13 protein-coding genes are annotated in these 17775 nt (G+C 46.0%); 7 read left to right on the top strand and 6 right to left on the bottom strand.

Annotated features, from left to right (window positions below; all coding sequences use genetic code 11):
* Positions 1-254: 254 nt before the first annotated feature.
* Positions 255-647: a response regulator gene (locus KWJ01_RS09700; RefSeq protein WP_224996236.1), complete on the bottom strand. Its 393-nt coding sequence runs from the start codon at positions 645-647 to the stop codon at positions 255-257.
* 933 nt (positions 648-1580) lie between these two features.
* Between KWJ01_RS09700 and KWJ01_RS09705 the strand changes: the two genes are divergently transcribed.
* The 3 genes from KWJ01_RS09705 (at position 1581) to KWJ01_RS09715 (ending at position 4777) form a co-directional block, all read left to right on the top strand.
* On the top strand, positions 1581-2999 hold the full coding sequence (locus tag KWJ01_RS09705) for a PAS domain-containing protein (RefSeq protein ID WP_224996237.1): 1419 nt from the start codon (positions 1581-1583) through the stop codon (positions 2997-2999).
* A gap of 105 nt (positions 3000-3104) precedes the next feature.
* Entirely contained in the window at positions 3105-4052 is a 948-nt protein-coding gene (locus tag KWJ01_RS09710; protein ID WP_224996238.1) for an LD-carboxypeptidase, read from the top strand.
* 20 nt (positions 4053-4072) lie between these two features.
* Entirely contained in the window at positions 4073-4777 is a 705-nt protein-coding gene (locus tag KWJ01_RS09715) for an N-formylglutamate amidohydrolase (RefSeq protein WP_224996239.1), read from the top strand.
* Positions 4778-5068: 291 nt separating this feature from the next.
* On the opposite strand, the gene KWJ01_RS09720 is transcribed toward KWJ01_RS09715, so the two are convergent.
* The 4 genes from KWJ01_RS09720 to KWJ01_RS09735 all read right to left on the bottom strand — a co-directional run bounded on the left by KWJ01_RS09720 (position 5069) and on the right by KWJ01_RS09735 (position 8673).
* Entirely contained in the window at positions 5069-6736 is a 1668-nt protein-coding gene (locus KWJ01_RS09720) for a GDSL-type esterase/lipase family protein (RefSeq protein ID WP_224996240.1), read from the bottom strand.
* Positions 6737-6743: 7 nt separating this feature from the next.
* Positions 6744-6962, bottom strand: a complete 219-nt coding sequence (locus KWJ01_RS09725) for a hypothetical protein (protein ID WP_224996241.1) — start codon at positions 6960-6962, stop codon at positions 6744-6746.
* 76 nt (positions 6963-7038) lie between these two features.
* Positions 7039-7278, bottom strand: coding sequence for a hypothetical protein (locus KWJ01_RS09730; protein ID WP_224996242.1), 240 nt, complete (start codon positions 7276-7278; stop codon positions 7039-7041).
* A 90-nt stretch (positions 7279-7368) separates the two neighbouring features.
* Positions 7369-8673, bottom strand: a complete 1305-nt coding sequence (locus KWJ01_RS09735; RefSeq protein ID WP_224996243.1) for a rhamnogalacturonan acetylesterase — start codon at positions 8671-8673, stop codon at positions 7369-7371.
* 609 nt (positions 8674-9282) lie between these two features.
* Here KWJ01_RS09735 and KWJ01_RS09740 point away from each other — a divergent pair.
* The 3 genes from KWJ01_RS09740 to KWJ01_RS09750 all read left to right on the top strand — a co-directional run bounded on the left by KWJ01_RS09740 (position 9283) and on the right by KWJ01_RS09750 (position 14285).
* Positions 9283-11685: a TonB-dependent receptor gene (locus tag KWJ01_RS09740; RefSeq protein WP_224996244.1), complete on the top strand. Its 2403-nt coding sequence runs from the start codon at positions 9283-9285 to the stop codon at positions 11683-11685.
* Between the two features lie 45 nt (positions 11686-11730).
* Positions 11731-12948, top strand: coding sequence for a DUF4374 domain-containing protein (locus KWJ01_RS09745; protein ID WP_224996245.1), 1218 nt, complete (start codon positions 11731-11733; stop codon positions 12946-12948).
* A gap of 86 nt (positions 12949-13034) precedes the next feature.
* The gene (locus KWJ01_RS09750; protein ID WP_224996246.1) at positions 13035-14285 is read left to right on the top strand and encodes a PepSY domain-containing protein; all 1251 of its coding nucleotides are present in this window, start codon (positions 13035-13037) and stop codon (positions 14283-14285) included.
* Positions 14286-14556: 271 nt separating this feature from the next.
* Here the strand turns inward: KWJ01_RS09750 and hemA are convergent, their stop codons facing one another.
* Positions 14557-15801 (bottom strand): glutamyl-tRNA reductase, encoded by a 1245-nt coding sequence (hemA, locus tag KWJ01_RS09755; RefSeq protein ID WP_224996247.1) that lies wholly within the window; start codon positions 15799-15801, stop codon positions 14557-14559.
* Positions 15802-16690: 889 nt separating this feature from the next.
* Here hemA and KWJ01_RS09760 point away from each other — a divergent pair.
* Positions 16691-17578, top strand: a complete 888-nt coding sequence (locus KWJ01_RS09760) for a dienelactone hydrolase family protein (RefSeq protein WP_224996248.1) — start codon at positions 16691-16693, stop codon at positions 17576-17578.
* Positions 17579-17775 lie beyond the last annotated feature (197 nt).

The raw sequence follows: 17775 nt of genomic DNA on the forward strand, positions 1-17775 counted from the left end.
ATTACTGAAAAAGCAAAGTAGAATGTGTGCTCAACTAAACATTTTCGATTGCCACCTGCTGAACATAAAACTTCGATTCCTGCCAAATAACACTGCCTTGTTATGCAGGGGCGCAGAAGCATATGATCCGGCAGATCTAAATTTCCATTATCAGCAAATCTTACTGGAGGCTACCATTCTCTTTAGGCACCAAAGTATTTCCACTAGTATCAGGCGTTGGCATGATATATCTAAAATAACAAAGCACAACTCCACTAACTAAGAAGCAGGCTGTTAAGCTTTTTAATGGTCAGGGGCTTTTGCACAACATCATCAACTGCAGGGATTTCCAGTGCTTTTACTTTATCTTTCCAGCTACTGGAAGCGGTAAGGATCACCAGTTTTGTGTTGGGATGGTCGTGTGCATATCTTCGACTGTAGAGGTCTGCAAAATCCATACCCCCTATACCAGGCATATTGATATCCAGAAAAATAGCATCAGGGAAAGGAATTTCCCCATCAATACAAAAGTCCAGGTACTCGCGGGCTTCCTTTACATGTGTTATGCATTTTATCTTTTCCAGGTAAGCTGCGTCTTTTAATGTCTTACTGGTAAGAGATAAAAAATAGGGATCATCGTCTATCAGTAATATCTTTGATTTCTTCATTGTGTTTTAATCCAGAACCCACAAAATCAACCCTTCATTTACGCCAGATAAAAGCCTACAGGTGTGTATAGCTGCATTTTTTAATAATTACCGCTCATTTTGTATTGCATATACTTGAGTACTTGTTTTACTTATTATCTCCAACTTTGGTTGCACCAGACTCATGCTGTTTGTTGATCATTCATCAAAAGCAGGGTTACATACCTTATCCACCACACCAGTTTTAGAGATAAAATGTGTAAACAAATAGGATGGATTTTTACAGTATCAGCCAAAAGTGTTCGCTGCCCGGGGGCCTCAACCGCTGTCTTACCTCTCTCTACCAAAAGTCTCATTTTGCCCAGGCTGTGTCTGATGAATAATTTTAGATCTAAAAATGATGAGTTTTGTCTCTGGACAAAGATTCGTTTTGAGGCATAGCCAATGCTACGGCGACAAAAAGACCTGCAGCCCAGGGGCAACATCCGTTTTTTTAGGTCGAAGGGTATTCGTCAGACACAGCTTAAGGGAACAGGAAGATAGAGAGCAATGCAGAAGTAGCTTTCATAATGGGAAAAACATATCAAAATGATGCGATCACCAATGTTTCCCTCCCGCCCACTGCCAGGCTTTTAGTTGAAAATATACGCTTAGTGAGGTACCGAACTACATTATGGAACTAAATCTTACTTCTGGCACCATATCTGTTATATGCGATTTAGATCCTGATTTATTTTTTAATCTAAATTTTGGCTGATTTTTTAAACTACATCCAAAAAACCCAGGCCCACTTCCAACACATGGCCTGGGCTTTTTCATTCTGTCTCTGCCCTCTCTCCTTTGCCATCTGTCAGCAAATTAAGCCTCTGAATATGCAGAAATCTGCTTACAGGGGCACTAGTACAGCATTTTGCTGACATAGAGAAATTATGGAAATTAAAATTGATACAACACATGAACAACATAGATAATGCAGGGATAAGCACACCCATAGAGGCTCTTTTCGGAATTTCGCAGGAAGCCTTATTTGTCATTGACCTCAGCAACGGCAAGTTATTAACCATGAGCCCGGCTTTTGAACAGCTCGACAACTATTGCACCACTGTAGTTAAATATTGGGCAGACAAGCAGAAAGACTACCTCATTCACCCGGACGACAGGTCGGCACGGGAAGCTTTTATGCAGGAATTGGCAGAAGCCGAAGATGATGAACAAAAAAAACTGGAATTCAGGATATTGAATCCTGCAGGAGGTTGGGACTCTCTTTCAATCTGCTTTAAGATCATCAAGCGCGATTTGTCTGACATTCCCTCACTCGCTTTAGGTCGCATCAACCAGTGGGCAGGGCCTAAGTCAGATGCCAGTTCCAGTACTGACAGTAAGCTCCTGGAAGAAGTTTTTCAGAAGATCAACTGGGGCTTACTTGTCTGGCAGCCAGAGGTAAACGAACAGGGGCAAGTCCAAAACTTTAACCTGCTCTTGCTTAATGCAAAAGCACAGACGCTTTTGAATGGTGCTCCGGACCATTTAGGGGGTAAAAAATTTACAGATCTGTTTACAGGTGACAAAATGCACAAGCTGCTGAGCAGCCTCATTGCCTCATTTGAATCTCACGAGCCCCTGGAAGAAGAAGTAATATATGATGCACCCGATGAGCAGGCTTATTACATGCAGTTTATAAAACTGGAAAATCGCCTGCTGTTGAATGTTGAAAACATAACTGATCAGCGGAAGTCAGAGCAGGATCTGCTTAGCTCCTATTTCTCGCTGCAACAAAAGCAAAAAGAGCTCCAGCAGTACAGCGCAGATCTGGAAAAGAGCCTGTTGGCGCTTAAGCAGACGCTGAGCGAAAAGCAGGAGGAATATGGTAGCCAGTTAGCCGCTTTTGCCGATGTGGTGTGGGAGTTTAACACTATTACCAATGTAAGCAAAGCCACTGTAATCAGTAACCAGCAAGCACTGCCCGAAATTGATCTGGGGGAAAAACTGTGGTTGGATGCAGTACATAAAGATGACTGGGACATGGCCACTACACGCTGGCTCAAAGCAAATGTTGAAAAAACGAAATATGCCTTCCGGGTAAGGATTAAGGTGCCCGGGGATGGCTACAAATGGGTATACTCTAAAGGAGTGCCTGTGTTGAATGAAGAAGGTGAAATCAGGAAATGGATCGGCACCCTTACAGATATTAACAGGCAGGTTTTAGCTGAAGAGGAGCTAGCACAAGCCATCCATCAGTTAAAGGCAGAAAATCCGGACTTGCAGCAACTGAGCCATCTGGAAAACCTTCTCTCCCATATGATTCATGTCCAGCAAAACAGGAACACCGGTATCATGGATAAAAGTGCGGAGGCAGCAGCCAGATCAATCTGAGCCTAAGCTCTAAAACAGAAAAAAGTTAAGCAGCATTAGTGCAACAGGTAAAAACCTCAAACCTCCTCTTCACGTACCAGAGGTACTTTTTAAACTGTTTTCTATATGACTATTCCTCCTTATCTGAAAGCAGGCGATAAAGTGGCCCTGCTGAGCACCAGTAATGTTACCGATGAGCAATACATCGAAAGACTGGAGAAAATTTTAAAAGAGTGGGAACTGCAGCCCGTACGGGGCAAAACCATTGGTGCCCGGCAAGGAAGCTTTGCAGGTTCTGATGAATTACGGCTTCGGGACCTCCAGGACATGCTGGACAATAAAGAAATAAAGGCAGTGATGGAAACTATGGGCGGCTACGGCATCTCCAGGATCATCGATGGGGTCGACTTCAATAAATTCAAGTACCAGCCAAAGTGGCTGGTTGGTTACAGCGATACTACCTTTCTGCACAGCTATCTGCAGGGCATGCTGGGGATTGCTTCCCTGCATGCCACCATGGCTGCCGACCTGGAAGAAGGCTACTATAAAAAATCATGGGAAAGCCTTAGAAAAGCACTGTTTGGCGAACAACTGGCGTATAGCGTGGATGCCCATGCCCTTAACCGGAAGGGCACAGCCGAAGCAGTGCTGGCAGGTGGTAACATCAGCATTATCTGCAGTGCGAAAGGAACCTTTACCGAGCTGAACACCAATGGAAAAATTCTATTCATAGAAGAAGTGGGTGAGAAACACTACCGGCTCGACAGCTTCCTAACCTCTTTAAAGCAGGCTGGCAAGTTTGAGTACATCAAAGGCCTTGTGGTGGGCAAACTCACCGATATAGAGGAAGATGAGCCTCCTTTTGGCAAAACACCTGAAGAAATAGTGCTTGATGCTGTGAAAGATTACGATTTCCCGCTATGCTTTGGCTTTCCGGCCGGACACGGTGGTGTAAATGTAGCGCTTACCCTGGGAGCTCCTGTTCAGTTAGAAGTTAGTGATGAAGGTGCAAAACTGACTTTTTTAGCCCATAAAGATCGTTTTGAAGGCAAAGCCATGGCCAGAATTTTATAGCTGTACAAAAAATTAAGCTTATGAATCAGTCGTACATTCTCAGCTGTGAGCACGCAGGCAACCTGGTACCAGCCCGCTATCATTCCTTGTTTAAAGGTAAAGAAGATGTTTTGTACACCCATAAGGCCATTGATTTTGGTGCACTGCGGCTGGCGCAGCACCTGAAGCAAGAATCTGGGCTCCCCCTTTACTACACACTTCATTCACGCCTGCTGGTAGAAGCAAACCGTTCACCAGATAATGAAGAGCTTTTTTCTGACTACACCAGCGCTCTTGAAGAAACGGAAAAAAAGAGCATCCTGGAGGAATATTACTATCCCCACCGCCGGCAGGTACAGGATAAGATCAGCCAGTTGCTGGCAGATGGCAGAGCGGTAATTCAACTGGCGGCACATACCTTTACTCCTGTACTGGAGGGCAAAACCAGAGAAGCCGACATGGGTATTTTGTTTGATCCGGAGCGTCCCATGGAACAGGCTTTTGCAGATGCTTTAAAGCAGGAACTGCTGGCCCAGAATCCAAGCCGGAAGGTACTCTATAACTCACCCTATCCCGGAACAGACGACAGCTTTCCTGCCTATCTTAGAAAGTGCTTCTCAAAAGAACAGTATGGTGGAATAGAGCTGGAAGTAAACCAGAAGTTCTTTTTAAATGGTGATGCTTCTATCTGGGAAACGCTGCTAGCCGAGATATCAGCGGCTTTCCTGGCGGTGATCAGAAAGTGATCATCCGGCCCTTTCCAAAGCTGACAGCCAGTAGCTTTACCATTTACCACAGGCTGATCAACGTGCGTTAAGGATTTAGGCTGCTGACAATCTACCTGTTATCATCTTCCAGAGTCCAATACAAGCCGTCATTCCCCTGAAGCGGGAGATCTGTTTGCTTTTACAGCTGAAATCAGCTTTCCTGTTTTTAGCTGACAGATCCCCGCCTGCGCGGGGATGACCATTAAGGAGCAATTGAGGCTGATGCTAACCCATAACTCACGTTAATAACCTGATCCAGTCGGCCTCCGATTATTTCAGGCGCTCTGATTGCAGCAGGGCATCCACAATGCTGGCTGCGATGATCTTCTGACCGGCAGCGACCATGTGTACCCCATCGGGTGCATAATAATTGAGCACACCCAGTAAAGGATGATATACATCCACTACCGTGCAGCCTTCTCGTTCAGCTACTGCCTGCAGGCGGGGCACTAAAGACCTCAGACGAGCATTTCCCCCCTGGTATTTATCTTCGATATCTGTCTCACTGATGGGGGGTGGTGTTACAACAATTAACCCTGGCTTATCCTTTTTATACAAGGGGTGCTTTTGAATCCTGCTTAATAGTTTTTCAAAATTAGCAACAACCTCTTCCTGTCTTTCGGCAAACTCCTGTTTAGTATCATTGGTACCCAGGCATAGAATGATGTAATCGTAGCTTCTGTTTCCTATCCTTTCCCGGGCTTCTCTTAAGTAGCCATCAATATTCTTCAGCGCATTCAACGCTGCCCTTCCTCCATTATCAAAGCCAATGGTCCGGCCCGAGCGCGAGATATTGACCAGCGCTGATTCGGGGATCATCTCCTGCAACTGGGTGACCCATCCCTCCTTGTTTGCGGCATTGGAATCTCCAATGCAAAGAATGTTGGCATTGATTGCTGCAGTATTGTTGTAAGGGATCAGGGCAAGCGCCTGGGGAATTTGCTCGTGCCCGCCTTCGAAAATAGTTAACTGGATGTTGCCCCACTCCCGGTACAAATAAATGTTACGCCCGAAAAGTGTCCGTTTCGGGTCGTAGTCCGGGTTGTATCGTTTTGTCAACAGCTCGATCACCTCTTTTTCCGACACCAGATCCGGATCGGAAGCTGCTTTTGGCATAATGTCCTCCAGGTCCGAGAGCCCCCATTTAAGCTCCCCCACCAGGCGATTGTACATGTTGATGGAATGCGTAATGGGAACAGAGCCCTCATACCCATCATGTACCCCTTCATAAATGTACAGTTTAGCATCTTTTCGGTCTGCAGCGGGGTACTTTTGCTTCAGTGGCGACCGCTTTCGGGCTTCTGCCTGTGGAAGTAGGCTGTCGCTGGAGAGGGCTTGCAGAATGTCTTTGGCATATTTTTGCCTACGCCCCACCGATTCCCAATACCAGGCTTCTATATCAGAAATGGGTGCCCAGGCCGAGAAGGATTTCACGGGGTATTTCCCATTCATATACGCCAGTAAGGTGGCATAGCCGCCTCCCGACACGCCAATGATATGAACCTCCTCCGGATCTGCATTAGTATTTGCCAGAGCATATCGAATGGCATCTTCAATATCTGCCAACACCAAAGGACTACCCATTGCCTGAGGGGTATTATTCGGGCCTCTGAAATGGGGATGGATGTAGTTCCAGTCCCGCGCAAGGACTTCTTTGGCAATAGGATCTTTCTGTGTATAGTCCCCACTCCAGGTGTGCAGGCTCACGATAAGGGGCTTGGGCCTTGTACTCCCGGACCTGTACATAAATGCCTTTTGGAGGTGACCATCGGCGGTGGAAGGAATTTCCACCTGCTCGAAAGGAGCCTTCCAGTGGCTGTTTTCGGTATTATCCCATACAGGATCCTGCTGTGCAAGAAGCCCTGAACACAGCAGCAAATGGATCAATATACACCATAAAGCACCGCTCACCCAATAACGCTTACTTGTTTCTCCCATACCTTTTTCAGCCCCTGTCTTTATTCATTTCAAAGTTATTAACATGCTTATGGATGATTGCTATCGCACTGGCAATGGCTATAGTTGTTTTATCCTTATCCCCCTGAATGGCTCCATAATCAGTGATAGGCATCCTCCTGCACTGGCTAAAATCAGGAACATTGATAGCAGGCATAGCAAAGGGTGCCTCCACTTGTATTTCGTTGAGCATAACCTTATTCTTCACCTGCTGAAAGGCGAAAAAAACAAGGGAAAAAAGGAGCATTAAGCAAAGAATAGGGTATTTCATACGTTGTATTTTTCTACCGGCAGCATTTCAGGTCCATATGCATAGGTAATATTGCATCTTTCAGGGGTACATCATTTATCAGAACGGTTACCTGCAGCGTGGCCTGCTGGTTTATTTTGTATTTCCAGTCTGCAGCGCTTGGGGTCAGCACAAAATCTATCAGCTTTATCGGAGCCGGCGCATTCTGCGCAGTTGCTGACTGGACCATCAGCAGGTAAAAACATAGGAATAGTAAAGAGGAGATTTTTCTCATGCTACATTGGCTTATGCTATTCAAATAATAGGGATAAAGGTAATTTCTGCGCTTTAACATCCTCCACAAACAGGGCGGCAACCTGTCTGGCTAGTTACCATCGGGTTTCACTACACTTGCCTGGGGACTCGGGGTCCAGTGAAAGCCTTCAAAAGGATCGGGCTTTTTGGCATCGAAAGCAGGCATATCTACCAGGTAGTCTGCCAAAGGGAGCTTGTTCGCCCTGATGCCTTCAGCCACTATCTTGGCAATCTGATAGGCTCCGTATGGATTAAAATGGGTATTATCCTTCAGGCCTTTCTCCGGATAGATCACAAAAGCGTTCTTTGAGCCCTCCACCCCAAGTGCTTCGTACATGGCTGTGGTGTGGGCCGTGAGGTCAATGAGTGGCACCTGCTCTGCCTGGGCCACCTTCCGGGCAGCATCCGGGTAGTCCCCATGGGAGTTTACCATCTCTCCTCTCTCATTGAAGGATCTGCGGGCTGTAGGCGTGAGGATAACCAGGTGCCCCCCTTTCTTTTTTACCTCTCTGGCAAACAGCTGCAAACGTTCGGTGTAGGATTTATAGGGACCGTCATTGGGGCCTTTTTCCTTTTCGTCGTTATGGCCAAATTCTACAAAAACCCAATCTCCCGGTTTTATCACGCTCATGATCTTCTCCAGCCTGTTACTGCCAATAAAACTGCCCAGGGATAATCCCGACTCCGCATGATTGGCAATGGCCACCCCCGGCTTGAAAAAACGAGTGATCATCTGGCCCCACGAAGCCCATGGTTCCTCCTCCTGGTTTACCACGGTGGAGTTTCCTGCCAGGAAAACTGTGATCTGGTCATCGACTTTTTCAATCTCCAGGGCGCTGACAGCGGTTGCTAAATCAAACTCCAGGCTAAGCTTATTGTCCCAGTCAAGCTTGGTGAGTTCCCTTGTTTTGAGCCTTACCTCTTTCTCCCCGTCAATCCTTCTGTCTTTAATGTGGACGATAAAGGTTTTCGTTACAAACTGTCCCCGTTCCGTCTGCAGGTCTTCCACCATCAGGCGCCGCGATTCGGCTTTTATGGTTGTTCTTGTTTCTCCTTTTTGGTCACCCAGTGTAACGGTTACTTTGTAATTACCCTCCGGCACTTTGGCAGAAAAATAGAAAGGCTGATCACCGGTCACAAAATCGCTCTTAAGCGGATCGCTCCCGCCACGATCTACATGCTGTACACTGGTGCCAAAGTCAAATCCGTATCCGCTTTCTTCTGTGTAAACATCCCTTGAGGAAACCCCAGTGTATCCTTTTGCTACTCCTCCGGTACCAAAATCAAACTTATAGGATGTCTTCTGCGCAAAGGTTCCATTGACGGAAAGGGTTAGCGCCAGCACAAACACAACAAAATTTTTAACTCTTCTCATTCTATAGTAATAATGCTAAGGTGCAGGATTTGCATAGAGATTAACAGGATGAATGAAAGGGGTGCGACCTTAGACTGGTAGGCACAGAAGGCCCTGCTGGGAACGGTAATGCCTTCCGGTGGATTTTCAGTAGATATCACTTGCCCAAACAAAGGGGAACTAGGGTTAGTGGCTACAAACTCTCTCACAAAAATGTGATTGGCATTCCTGATTATCATTGTCCCAGTCACTTTCCCAGATTGTGTTACTGAAGTATTGTGTACATTCTCTGGGCTTTAGTGAGTAAATAATATTTTTTTAATGTATAAAACTATACAAACTTAGCTGTCCTGTACTGTCCTGCCACACCTTCATCAAGAACAGCAGAATACTATATTCATATATAAATACTTGTAAACAGCTTTTTTCTTCCACTCCAGACGAACGCAATTACACCTACAAGACCAAAGCGTGTGGTCTATCAAATCTACCTTTTAAGGTAAGTGCAGTATAGATTGTATAGGCAGAAATTGTGGCTAATTTTATTTAGATTAATTCTAAATAATTTCTCTTTCTCAATTTTCTGCTCTAGCTTTACGCCACTAAATAACTCTAAACGGCTTTAAAGCTTTGAATGCACCCTTAACATTAGTAATTGGTATTCTGGCATTTATCTGTTTCTCCAACAGACTCTGGAGCCAAGGTCTGGATGGGGCGAGTGTTTATGGAAAAGTAAGCGCTACCTCCGGCGATGCCCTGGTTGGCGTTACGGTAATGCTGAAGAATACAGGCATTGGTGCCGTAACCAATACAGAAGGCCGCTTCCAAATCAGCAATATACCGGCAGGTAGTTATGTGTTGCAGGTGTCGTTTGTAGGCTTTGAAGCGCAGGAAAAAACACTGCAGCTAAAGGCAGCACAAAAAGCAGAGGTAGATATAAACCTGAAGGAAGATATTGCTCTGCTCAATGAAGTAGAAGTGACGGGTAAATCCCTTGTTCGTGAGGTAAATGAACAGCCTTTTACAGTAACCGCAATTTCTGCCAAAGACCTTTACAACAGCACTTCCGATGCCAGGGATGTACTAAACCGGGTATCAGGCGTAAGGATTCTTGAAGAAGGTGGGCTGGGATCTAACCTGAGCTTTACCCTGAATGGCTTTTCCGGAGACCAGGTGAAATTTTTTCTGGATGGCATTCCGATGGATAATTTTGGTTCTTCGCTTAGCATTGGCAACCTTCCCATTAATACCATTGAGAGAATTGAGGTGTATAAGGGCGTGGTTCCGGTTTGGCTGGGTACCGATGCCCTGGGTGGCGCCGTAAACATCATTACCAACCAAAAGAACAATTTCCTGGATGCCTCCTATTCCTTTGGCTCCTTTAATACACACCGGGCATCGCTTGGTGGGGCATACACCAACCATAACAATGGCTTTACCTTCAGAGGCAGCCTTAATTACAACTACTCCGACAACAACTACAAAGTATGGGTACCCATTGTAGCTGGCAGCAATGTGGATGGATGGACGGAAGTGGAAAGATTTCATGACCGCTACCAATCCGGCTTTGTAAAGCTTGAAACCGGCTGGGTAGACCGGAAGTGGGCCGATAACCTCCTGATTGGCATTATAGCCTCTGCTAACGACCAACAGGTGCAAACAGGGACTACGATGGCTCGTGCTTATGGTGGCCTTACCCGCAACAGCCAAACCCTGGTGCCCACGCTGCGCTACAGCAAAGACAATCTTTTTATAAAAGGATTGAATGTTAGCCTTTACAGCGCCTATAACAATACTAAGTCTGTTATAGCAGATACACTGAAGGGCGTTACCTATAACTGGTTAGGAGAAGCTATCTATACTCCCGGCTCTACCAACGGAGAATACATCAGCGCCAGAACCTTTACTACCATGACGGATGACGAGTTCACCAGCCAGTTAAATACAGGCTATGTTATCACGCCCAAACATTCACTGGCGTTTAACTACTCCCTCTCCTATTTTAAAAGAGAAATCTTTGACAGGGAGCACCCCGACAAACCAGAAAATCAGTTCCCCAGGTCGCTTACCAAACAGGTTGTAGGGCTTGCCTATAAGTTTGACCCCAGTAAAAAGTGGAGCACTACCCTTTTTGGCAAGCTTTTTTTGCAGAAAGCAGAAACCAGCAAACAGTTTGATTTTGCGCTGCCCACCCAACGGACCGAAGCCATAGAAGTAACAAGAAACAATGTTGGTTATGGATTTGCCAGTACGTACTTCCTGCTCCCCAAGCTTCAGCTAAAAGCATCTTACGAGCATACGTATCGGATGCCCCTGGCTACTGAATTTTTTGGCAATGGTTTGTTTACCCAGGCAAATCCTGATCTGGGCCCTGAACAAAGCAACAACCTGAATATTGGGGCAGCCTATCAGTTTACCTTGCGGGGAGATCACCACATTAACCTGGAAAGCAGCTTTATTTACCGCAACTCAGAAGACCTGATTTACCAGGTGGTGCAGGTAGCCAGCCCTGAAACCTATTTCGATAATTTAGATGAAACCCGAACGTTGGGAGTGGAAGGCAGCATTCAGTATCTGTGGCGGGAAACCCTGCGCCTGGGCGGCAACATCACCTATCAGAATATTACAGACCAGGCCGACTTTATTTATAACGAGTCATATACCGGCACCGGGTACCAGAGAAATTTCCAAAAAGGCTACCGTCTACCTAATACACCTTATCTGTTTGCCAATGCCAACGCAGGCCTTAGTTTCAAAGATGTTGGGCTGCAGGAATCAGCCTTAAACCTCAATTATTACTACAATTTTGTAGAACAGTACTTCTTAAGCTGGGCTGAGCTGGGTTCCACTAACAACAAAAAAGTGATTCCCAGACAGGCATCGCATAACCTGGAGCTCTCTTACAGTTTAAACGAGGGCAAATACAATGTTGCCCTGGAGTGCCGTAACCTCACCGATGCCAGGCTTTACGATAGGTACTATTTACAGAAGCCCGGGCGTGCCTTTTATGTCAAGCTAAGATATGTTCTCTGATCATAAGTAAATATCAATACTCAACACACCCCTAATACAACCACTATGTTTTCAATAAATTTAAAGCAGCTGTCACTGCCCCTCCTGAGCCTCTTTGCTGCCACTGTTTTTACCTCCTGCGATAATGATGACGATACACCATCACCAGCTGCAGGCGAAAGTCCATTTGTACTATCCCTTGCCGTACAGGGAAGCGACAATACTTATACCTATTATACCGTACCCTTTGAGGATGTGATGAGTGGTACGCTCTCTGCCGTAGGCCAGGGCATAGAACAACCTGGTTATTTTGATTTCAGGCAAATTGACAACACTATTTACAGCCTTGGTGGTTTAGGCGATGTAAATGTGGTAGGAATTACCCAAAATGAAAGCGGTGACCTCACCCAAATAGGCGATGTGTCTTTTGCCAACAGCCTTGCCGACATTGTAAAAGCCGACGATAATACACTTGTAGCCCTCGAGTTGTCTTCCACTTCAGATGTGGTACGCTTCCACACCATCGACGCCAACACTGTAAGGGTTACCAGCACCAAACAGCATCCGGTTTCAGATATTACCGATCTTAGCGCTCCCTCTTACTCAGGCATGCAGGTCAGTGGCGACCACTTATTTGTAAGCTACTACATCAGCGATCCCACCACTTATGATACCCCTTATACCGATGAAGCAGTGGTGGCGGTTTATTCTTATCCTGAGCTGGAATTTCTGCAGGTGATAGAAGATACCCGTACCGGACCTATCGGTGGCTTCAACACAAAAACAGGTCTCATCCAAGATGAGCAGGGCGATGTTTATGCCGTTTCACATTCCAATCCTGCTAATGGTTACAGCCAGACAACCAAAGACGGTGGTATTCTGCGTATTAACAGCGGTGAAATGGAGTTCGATCAGGACTATTTCTTTGATGTGGAAGAAGTTACCGGCGGAAAAAATATCTCCCACCTGATGTATTTAGGCAATGGAAAAGCTTTTGCGGAAATCAATACGGCTGACAATGCCAACCAGGCCAGGTGGAGTGACGGCCCCCTGCGTTCAGCTATCGTAGATCTTTATGCCAAAACAGTGACCTATATCGATGGGCTCCCTGAGCATTCTGGAAGCGGTCGCAGACTGGCAGCGCTTCATGATGGAAACTACGTGTACATTACTGTTCCGGAAGCTACGGCCACTTATGTATATAGAATAGATGTGGCGAACCACACAGCTACTAAAGGTGCAGAAGTAGAAGCCAATTTTGTAGCAGGGTTCTTTAAATTGTAATAACCTCCTCCAGACCTTCACTACCAGCCATATCTTCATAAGATATCGCTGGTAGTGCTTCTGTTTAAACTACCTCCCAGAATCCTATGAAAAGCAAAGACAGGAACAGGAAGAGCACTTTAAGACGATTGAATGACTGGCTACACCTCTGGTTGGGCCTGGTTTCAGGAATAGTGGTATTTATTGTCAGCATCACAGGCTGTTTTTATGCTTTTCAACAGGAAATTAGTGATGCCTTAGAGCCCTGGCGCTTTGTGGAAGTGCAGGACAAACCCTTTGTACCCCCCAGCCAGCTGCTGGATACTGCGCAGTTGTACATGCCGGGCAAAACACCTACCGGCCTTACCTACAGCAATGCAGAAGGTGCCGCCGCCGTTGGCTTTAGCTCCTTCGAAAATGGCAAGCGCAGCTTTACAGCCATATTCATGAATCCTTATACTGGAGAATTCCTGTATAAACAGCAAATGCTCGGGAATGGCGAGTTTAACTTTTTCCGCTTTATCATTGATGGGCACCGTGCCCTGTGGTTACCTTACGATATTGGCCGTCCTGTTGTAGGCGTGTGTACGCTTATATTTGTGGTGTTGCTGATCACAGGCCTGGTAATGTGGTGGCCCGAAAAGTGGAACAAAGCCAACTATAAGAAAAGCTTTAAAATTAAGTGGAACGGCAGTTTTAAGCGCATTAACTATGACCTGCACAATGTACTGGGCTTTTACAGCCTGATACTGGCTTTTGTACTTGCTGTTACCGGCCTGGTATGGAGCTTTGAGTGGTTTGCCGATTCTCTGTATTATGTTACTTCAGGTGGCGAGCTTAAACCAGGGCATCACCATCCGCATTCCGATACAACAAAAGCAGGGGGGCTGGCAAATAGTACTGTACCGGTGCTCGATCAGGCCTGGTACAAAACCCTGGCACAGGAACCCAACGCACAGGGCATGTACATGACACCCACACTGGAAGATAAAGAGGATGCCATTGAAATAATCGCCTACCAGGATATGGGATCCTGGTATAACCACAATACCTACTACTACGATCAGTATACCCTGGAGCTATACCGTGCACAGGGAGACAGGTTTTCAGAAGCCAGTTTTGCCGACCAGTTGGACATGCTCAATTACGACATCCACATTGGCGCTGCCTTAGGCTTCCCGGGCAAAGTGCTCGCTTTCTTTATCAGCCTTATTTGTGCCAGCCTGCCTGTTACAGGATTTTTGGTATGGTGGAATAAAAAGAAAAAGTCAAAGAAAGAGAAGGCCACACCTGCGCGCAGCCAGACCCCATTTAACAAGCAGACAACAGAAGCCAAGAAAGTGTATCTCAAAGTTTAGTGAGTAGGTGCTTTCAAGCTGCTTTACTGTTCCTCATTCTTTCCATGCTTCTTTTGTAAAATACGATCAGGAAAAAGCATAAAAAAAGTCCATGAAGCTGAGTTGTTCACTACAGCTTCATGGACATAAAACATCTCAACATTCCTGTTTTTAGCTAACAAATTCCATGAATACTTTTGGATCTAAAAATGATGAATTTTGCACCCGACAAAGGTTCTTTTAGGCGGGGGGTATTCGTCAGACACAGCCTAATGCAACTGAAAAGCCGGATTCAAAATAACTCACTAAACACTTTTAAATAGTCCCTGACCTGGCCGTTATGGACTTGCGCTGACAAGGCCTTGGCAGGCTTACGGCTAATTTTTCGGGCAAGGGAAGTACTGATTTCTGCGATCAGGTGTTCCGGCAGATCTGTTTTATACTTATGCAGCAGAAAGCCTCTGATTTCATCTTCCATTCCGGAACGAAACTGCCTGAGCGCCTGGTGAACAGGAATATTATTTACCCACTCTGTAAAAAGGTCAACTTCTTCTAATAACAGCTTTTCAGCTTCTGTTCGGGCAAGTAACCTGTTTTCTTCGTTGGTATCTTTTACTTCTGCAAGCGTATCGAGGTCGAACAGCTGCACCTCTGCCAGGGGAGCAGCGGGCTTTTGGAGGTTGGCTGGCATGGCCAAGTCTATTAAAACAACTTTTTTCCCCAGTCCCTGAAAGTACCCACTCTTAATTAAATGACTGCGGTTGCTCACACAGGAAATAATGGCATCAAAGTTTTCCAGCCTATGGCTTTCAAGCAGTTCCCATGCTGTTGTCTGAAGGTTGTATTTTTTGGCCAGCTCGGCTGCCCTTGCTTCTGTTCTGTTGGCTATCACTACTTCTTTAAAAGCAAACCTGCCAGAGTATTTAGCCACTTCCTCGGCTATTTCTCCTGCCCCGGCAATAAGCAGGCGTTTCTGCCTAAGGGCCTCTTTGCCAAATACTGCCTGAATGTTCTTCAGACTCAAATAAGCGAAGGATACGGTGCCTGAACGAAATGCGGTTTGGTTCGAAATTTTTTTGTGTAGCCTGAATGCAGCCTGAATGCTTCGTTCCAGCAATTTTCCCTGCATATTTAGCTGCACGGCCTGCATAAATGCGCTCTTTACCTGCTGAATAATCTGGGCATCGCCTGAAATGCGGGAGTCCAGCCCGTTAGTTACCTTTAACAGATGGTAGGCTGTACTAATGGTGTTTTCGGATTGAAAGAAATAGCTGCTTAGCTCATCCGCTCGCTCTGTTAAACCCTTTCGGCTAAGAAGAAAGGAAAGCATGGAGCTACTACAGGTATCCTGTGATTCAAAGTAAACTTCCATCCGATTACAGGTACACACTACCATCAGGCTCCGGATATCTTGAAAGCTCAGTTGTACAGCCCGAAAGAAGTCCAGCTGCTCCGCATCTGAAAGATGGAAAAGTTGCCGGATGGCTATGGAAGCATTTTGGTGAGAAATGGAAATGTAACGTAACTGTAACTGCATAATATAGAATCCTTAGCTTAGCTTAAAGAGGGAGAGCCCCTAAATTGCTCTCCCCTTGTGAATCATCAGTTTGTATCGTCCGGCTGCCTACACTCTAAAATCTGCCATTTTAAAGCCAGGCCTCCTGGCCAGATGGCTCCCAAAATCTTGGTCTGCCCGATATAAGTGAACAATCATCTTCTTCCGGACTTCCCTCTCTGTTTCTGTTACCTGCGCATGCCGGCCAGCAGGTTTTTCATTGAGTTATTTTGTTCCTACCTGTTCAGCGAATGCAAATAATCGTTTAAAGCAACAGTATTAAAGAGTTTGTTCATGTTCCAGGCTTATTGGTTGTGATTACTCTGGACAAAAGTAGCTGCCTTACCTTCATCGATAAAATCGATTAAACTTATGCACCTATAGATTTTAGCTAAATCAACAAAGTTTCTGAAGCTACAACTGTTCATCTAAAGGGTGGAGGCTTAGTAAGAATTCATGAAACGAAGCAGGGTACAGCCCTAGCAGCTGTGTCAGTCAATAGGGTAATCGTGCTACAAAATTCACCTTCCCCTGTATCTGCCTGATCATCCATGGCAGGGCCCCACAGCTGCGAAAACTGCACCAGGAGCACAAATCGCCTTTACCAGGATGTACGGCTTAGCAGCATGCGCCCGGAAATGGTAAGGAACTGATGAGCAACTGCATGAGCTTAACCAGTAGGTGCACCACATACATGCCAGTTGCAGAAGTTTAAAGAATAGCAGGCTCCTTTTTAATTGTATGAATATTTACGCATAAATTTTAGTATTTTGAACAGCGGCGGTGAACGATGCAAAAGATGGCTCCCCACTCTTGGCTCCTTCCCTGATACATTTACCAGTGCACCGGCATTTTTATAAACCTCTTTTTTATGAGCGAAATCAGCAAAGCCGATATCAAACAGGAAGTGTTTGACCTCTACGACGACTACGCCCACAGTAGAATAGACAGGCGTGATTTTTTACAAAAGCTTTCTGCCTATGCAGTTGGGGGTCTTACTGTTGCCTCGCTGCTTAGTTTTATCATGCCCGACTACAAGGGTGCCATCCAAATCAAGGAAGGGGATCCCAGAATAAAATCTGAGTACATAGAATACCAGTCTCCTAAAGGGGGTGGAACCATAAAGGCGCTCTTGTCAAAACCGGCAGATACAACAGGACAGCTGGGAGGCATTGTAGTAGTGCATGAAAACAGGGGGCTGAATCCTCACATTGAAGACGTAGCGAGAAGAGCTGCCTTGGCAGGTTTTATCACCCTGGCGCCAGATGCCTTAACACCACTGGGTGGCTATCCTGGTAATGATGACGACGGCCGGGCACTGCAAAGCAAGCGTGATCGCAATGAAATGCTCGAAGATTTTATCGCTGCCCATGACTATTTAAAAAGCCACCAGCACTGCAATGGCAAAGTGGGCGTAGTTGGCTTCTGCTTTGGTGGCTGGATATCAAACATGATGGCCGTCCGTATTCCTGATCTGGCAGCGGCAGTGCCTTTTTATGGCGGCCAGCCGGCACCAGAAGATGTTCCAGAAATACAGGCCCCTCTCCTGCTCCATTTTGCAGAACTTGATACCCGGGTGAACGAAGGCTGGCCTGCCTATGAGGCAGCCCTGAAAGAGTACAACAAAGCTTATACCGCTTATATGTACCCGAATGCCAACCATGGCTTTCATAACGACACCACCCCTCGCTATGATCAGGCTGCTGCAGCCCTAGCCTGGAAGCGTACGATAGACTTTTTTAAGGAGCATCTGGAGTAAGTGTATTAGCAGAATTCGGGAGCAAGTATCCTTACAGTAAACCAACTATACTTCCAATCCTCATACTCCCTACTTTGGTAAGCAGGCATGATGTCTTTTCATTTTTGGCCTGGGAACAAGCCACTTCCATGCCTGCCCCAAAACTAGGGTAAGCTGCTGAAGCTGGGTTAAACAAAAGTATATTCTGGTGTTCAGTA

The organism is Cesiribacter sp. SM1 (genome assembly GCF_020178975.1).
In the GTDB taxonomy this organism is placed as follows: domain Bacteria; phylum Bacteroidota; class Bacteroidia; order Cytophagales; family Cyclobacteriaceae; genus Cesiribacter.

Excerpts from the sequence above, each read along its gene's own strand:
- KWJ01_RS09700 (WP_224996236.1), bottom strand. The coding sequence starts at position 647 with ATGAAGAAATCAAAGATATTACTGATAGACGATGATCCCTATTTTTTA.
- KWJ01_RS09705 (WP_224996237.1), top strand. The coding sequence starts at position 1,581 with ATGAACAACATAGATAATGCAGGGATAAGCACACCCATAGAGGCTCTT.
- KWJ01_RS09710 (WP_224996238.1), top strand. The coding sequence starts at position 3,105 with ATGACTATTCCTCCTTATCTGAAAGCAGGCGATAAAGTGGCCCTGCTG.
- KWJ01_RS09715 (WP_224996239.1), top strand. The coding sequence starts at position 4,073 with ATGAATCAGTCGTACATTCTCAGCTGTGAGCACGCAGGCAACCTGGTA.
- KWJ01_RS09720 (WP_224996240.1), bottom strand. The coding sequence starts at position 6,736 with ATGGGAGAAACAAGTAAGCGTTATTGGGTGAGCGGTGCTTTATGGTGT.
- KWJ01_RS09730 (WP_224996242.1), bottom strand. The coding sequence starts at position 7,278 with ATGAGAAAAATCTCCTCTTTACTATTCCTATGTTTTTACCTGCTGATG.
- KWJ01_RS09735 (WP_224996243.1), bottom strand. The coding sequence starts at position 8,673 with ATGAGAAGAGTTAAAAATTTTGTTGTGTTTGTGCTGGCGCTAACCCTT.
- KWJ01_RS09745 (WP_224996245.1), top strand. The coding sequence starts at position 11,731 with ATGTTTTCAATAAATTTAAAGCAGCTGTCACTGCCCCTCCTGAGCCTC.
- KWJ01_RS09750 (WP_224996246.1), top strand. The coding sequence starts at position 13,035 with ATGAAAAGCAAAGACAGGAACAGGAAGAGCACTTTAAGACGATTGAAT.
- hemA (WP_224996247.1), bottom strand. The coding sequence starts at position 15,801 with ATGCAGTTACAGTTACGTTACATTTCCATTTCTCACCAAAATGCTTCC.
- KWJ01_RS09760 (WP_224996248.1), top strand. The coding sequence starts at position 16,691 with ATGAGCGAAATCAGCAAAGCCGATATCAAACAGGAAGTGTTTGACCTC.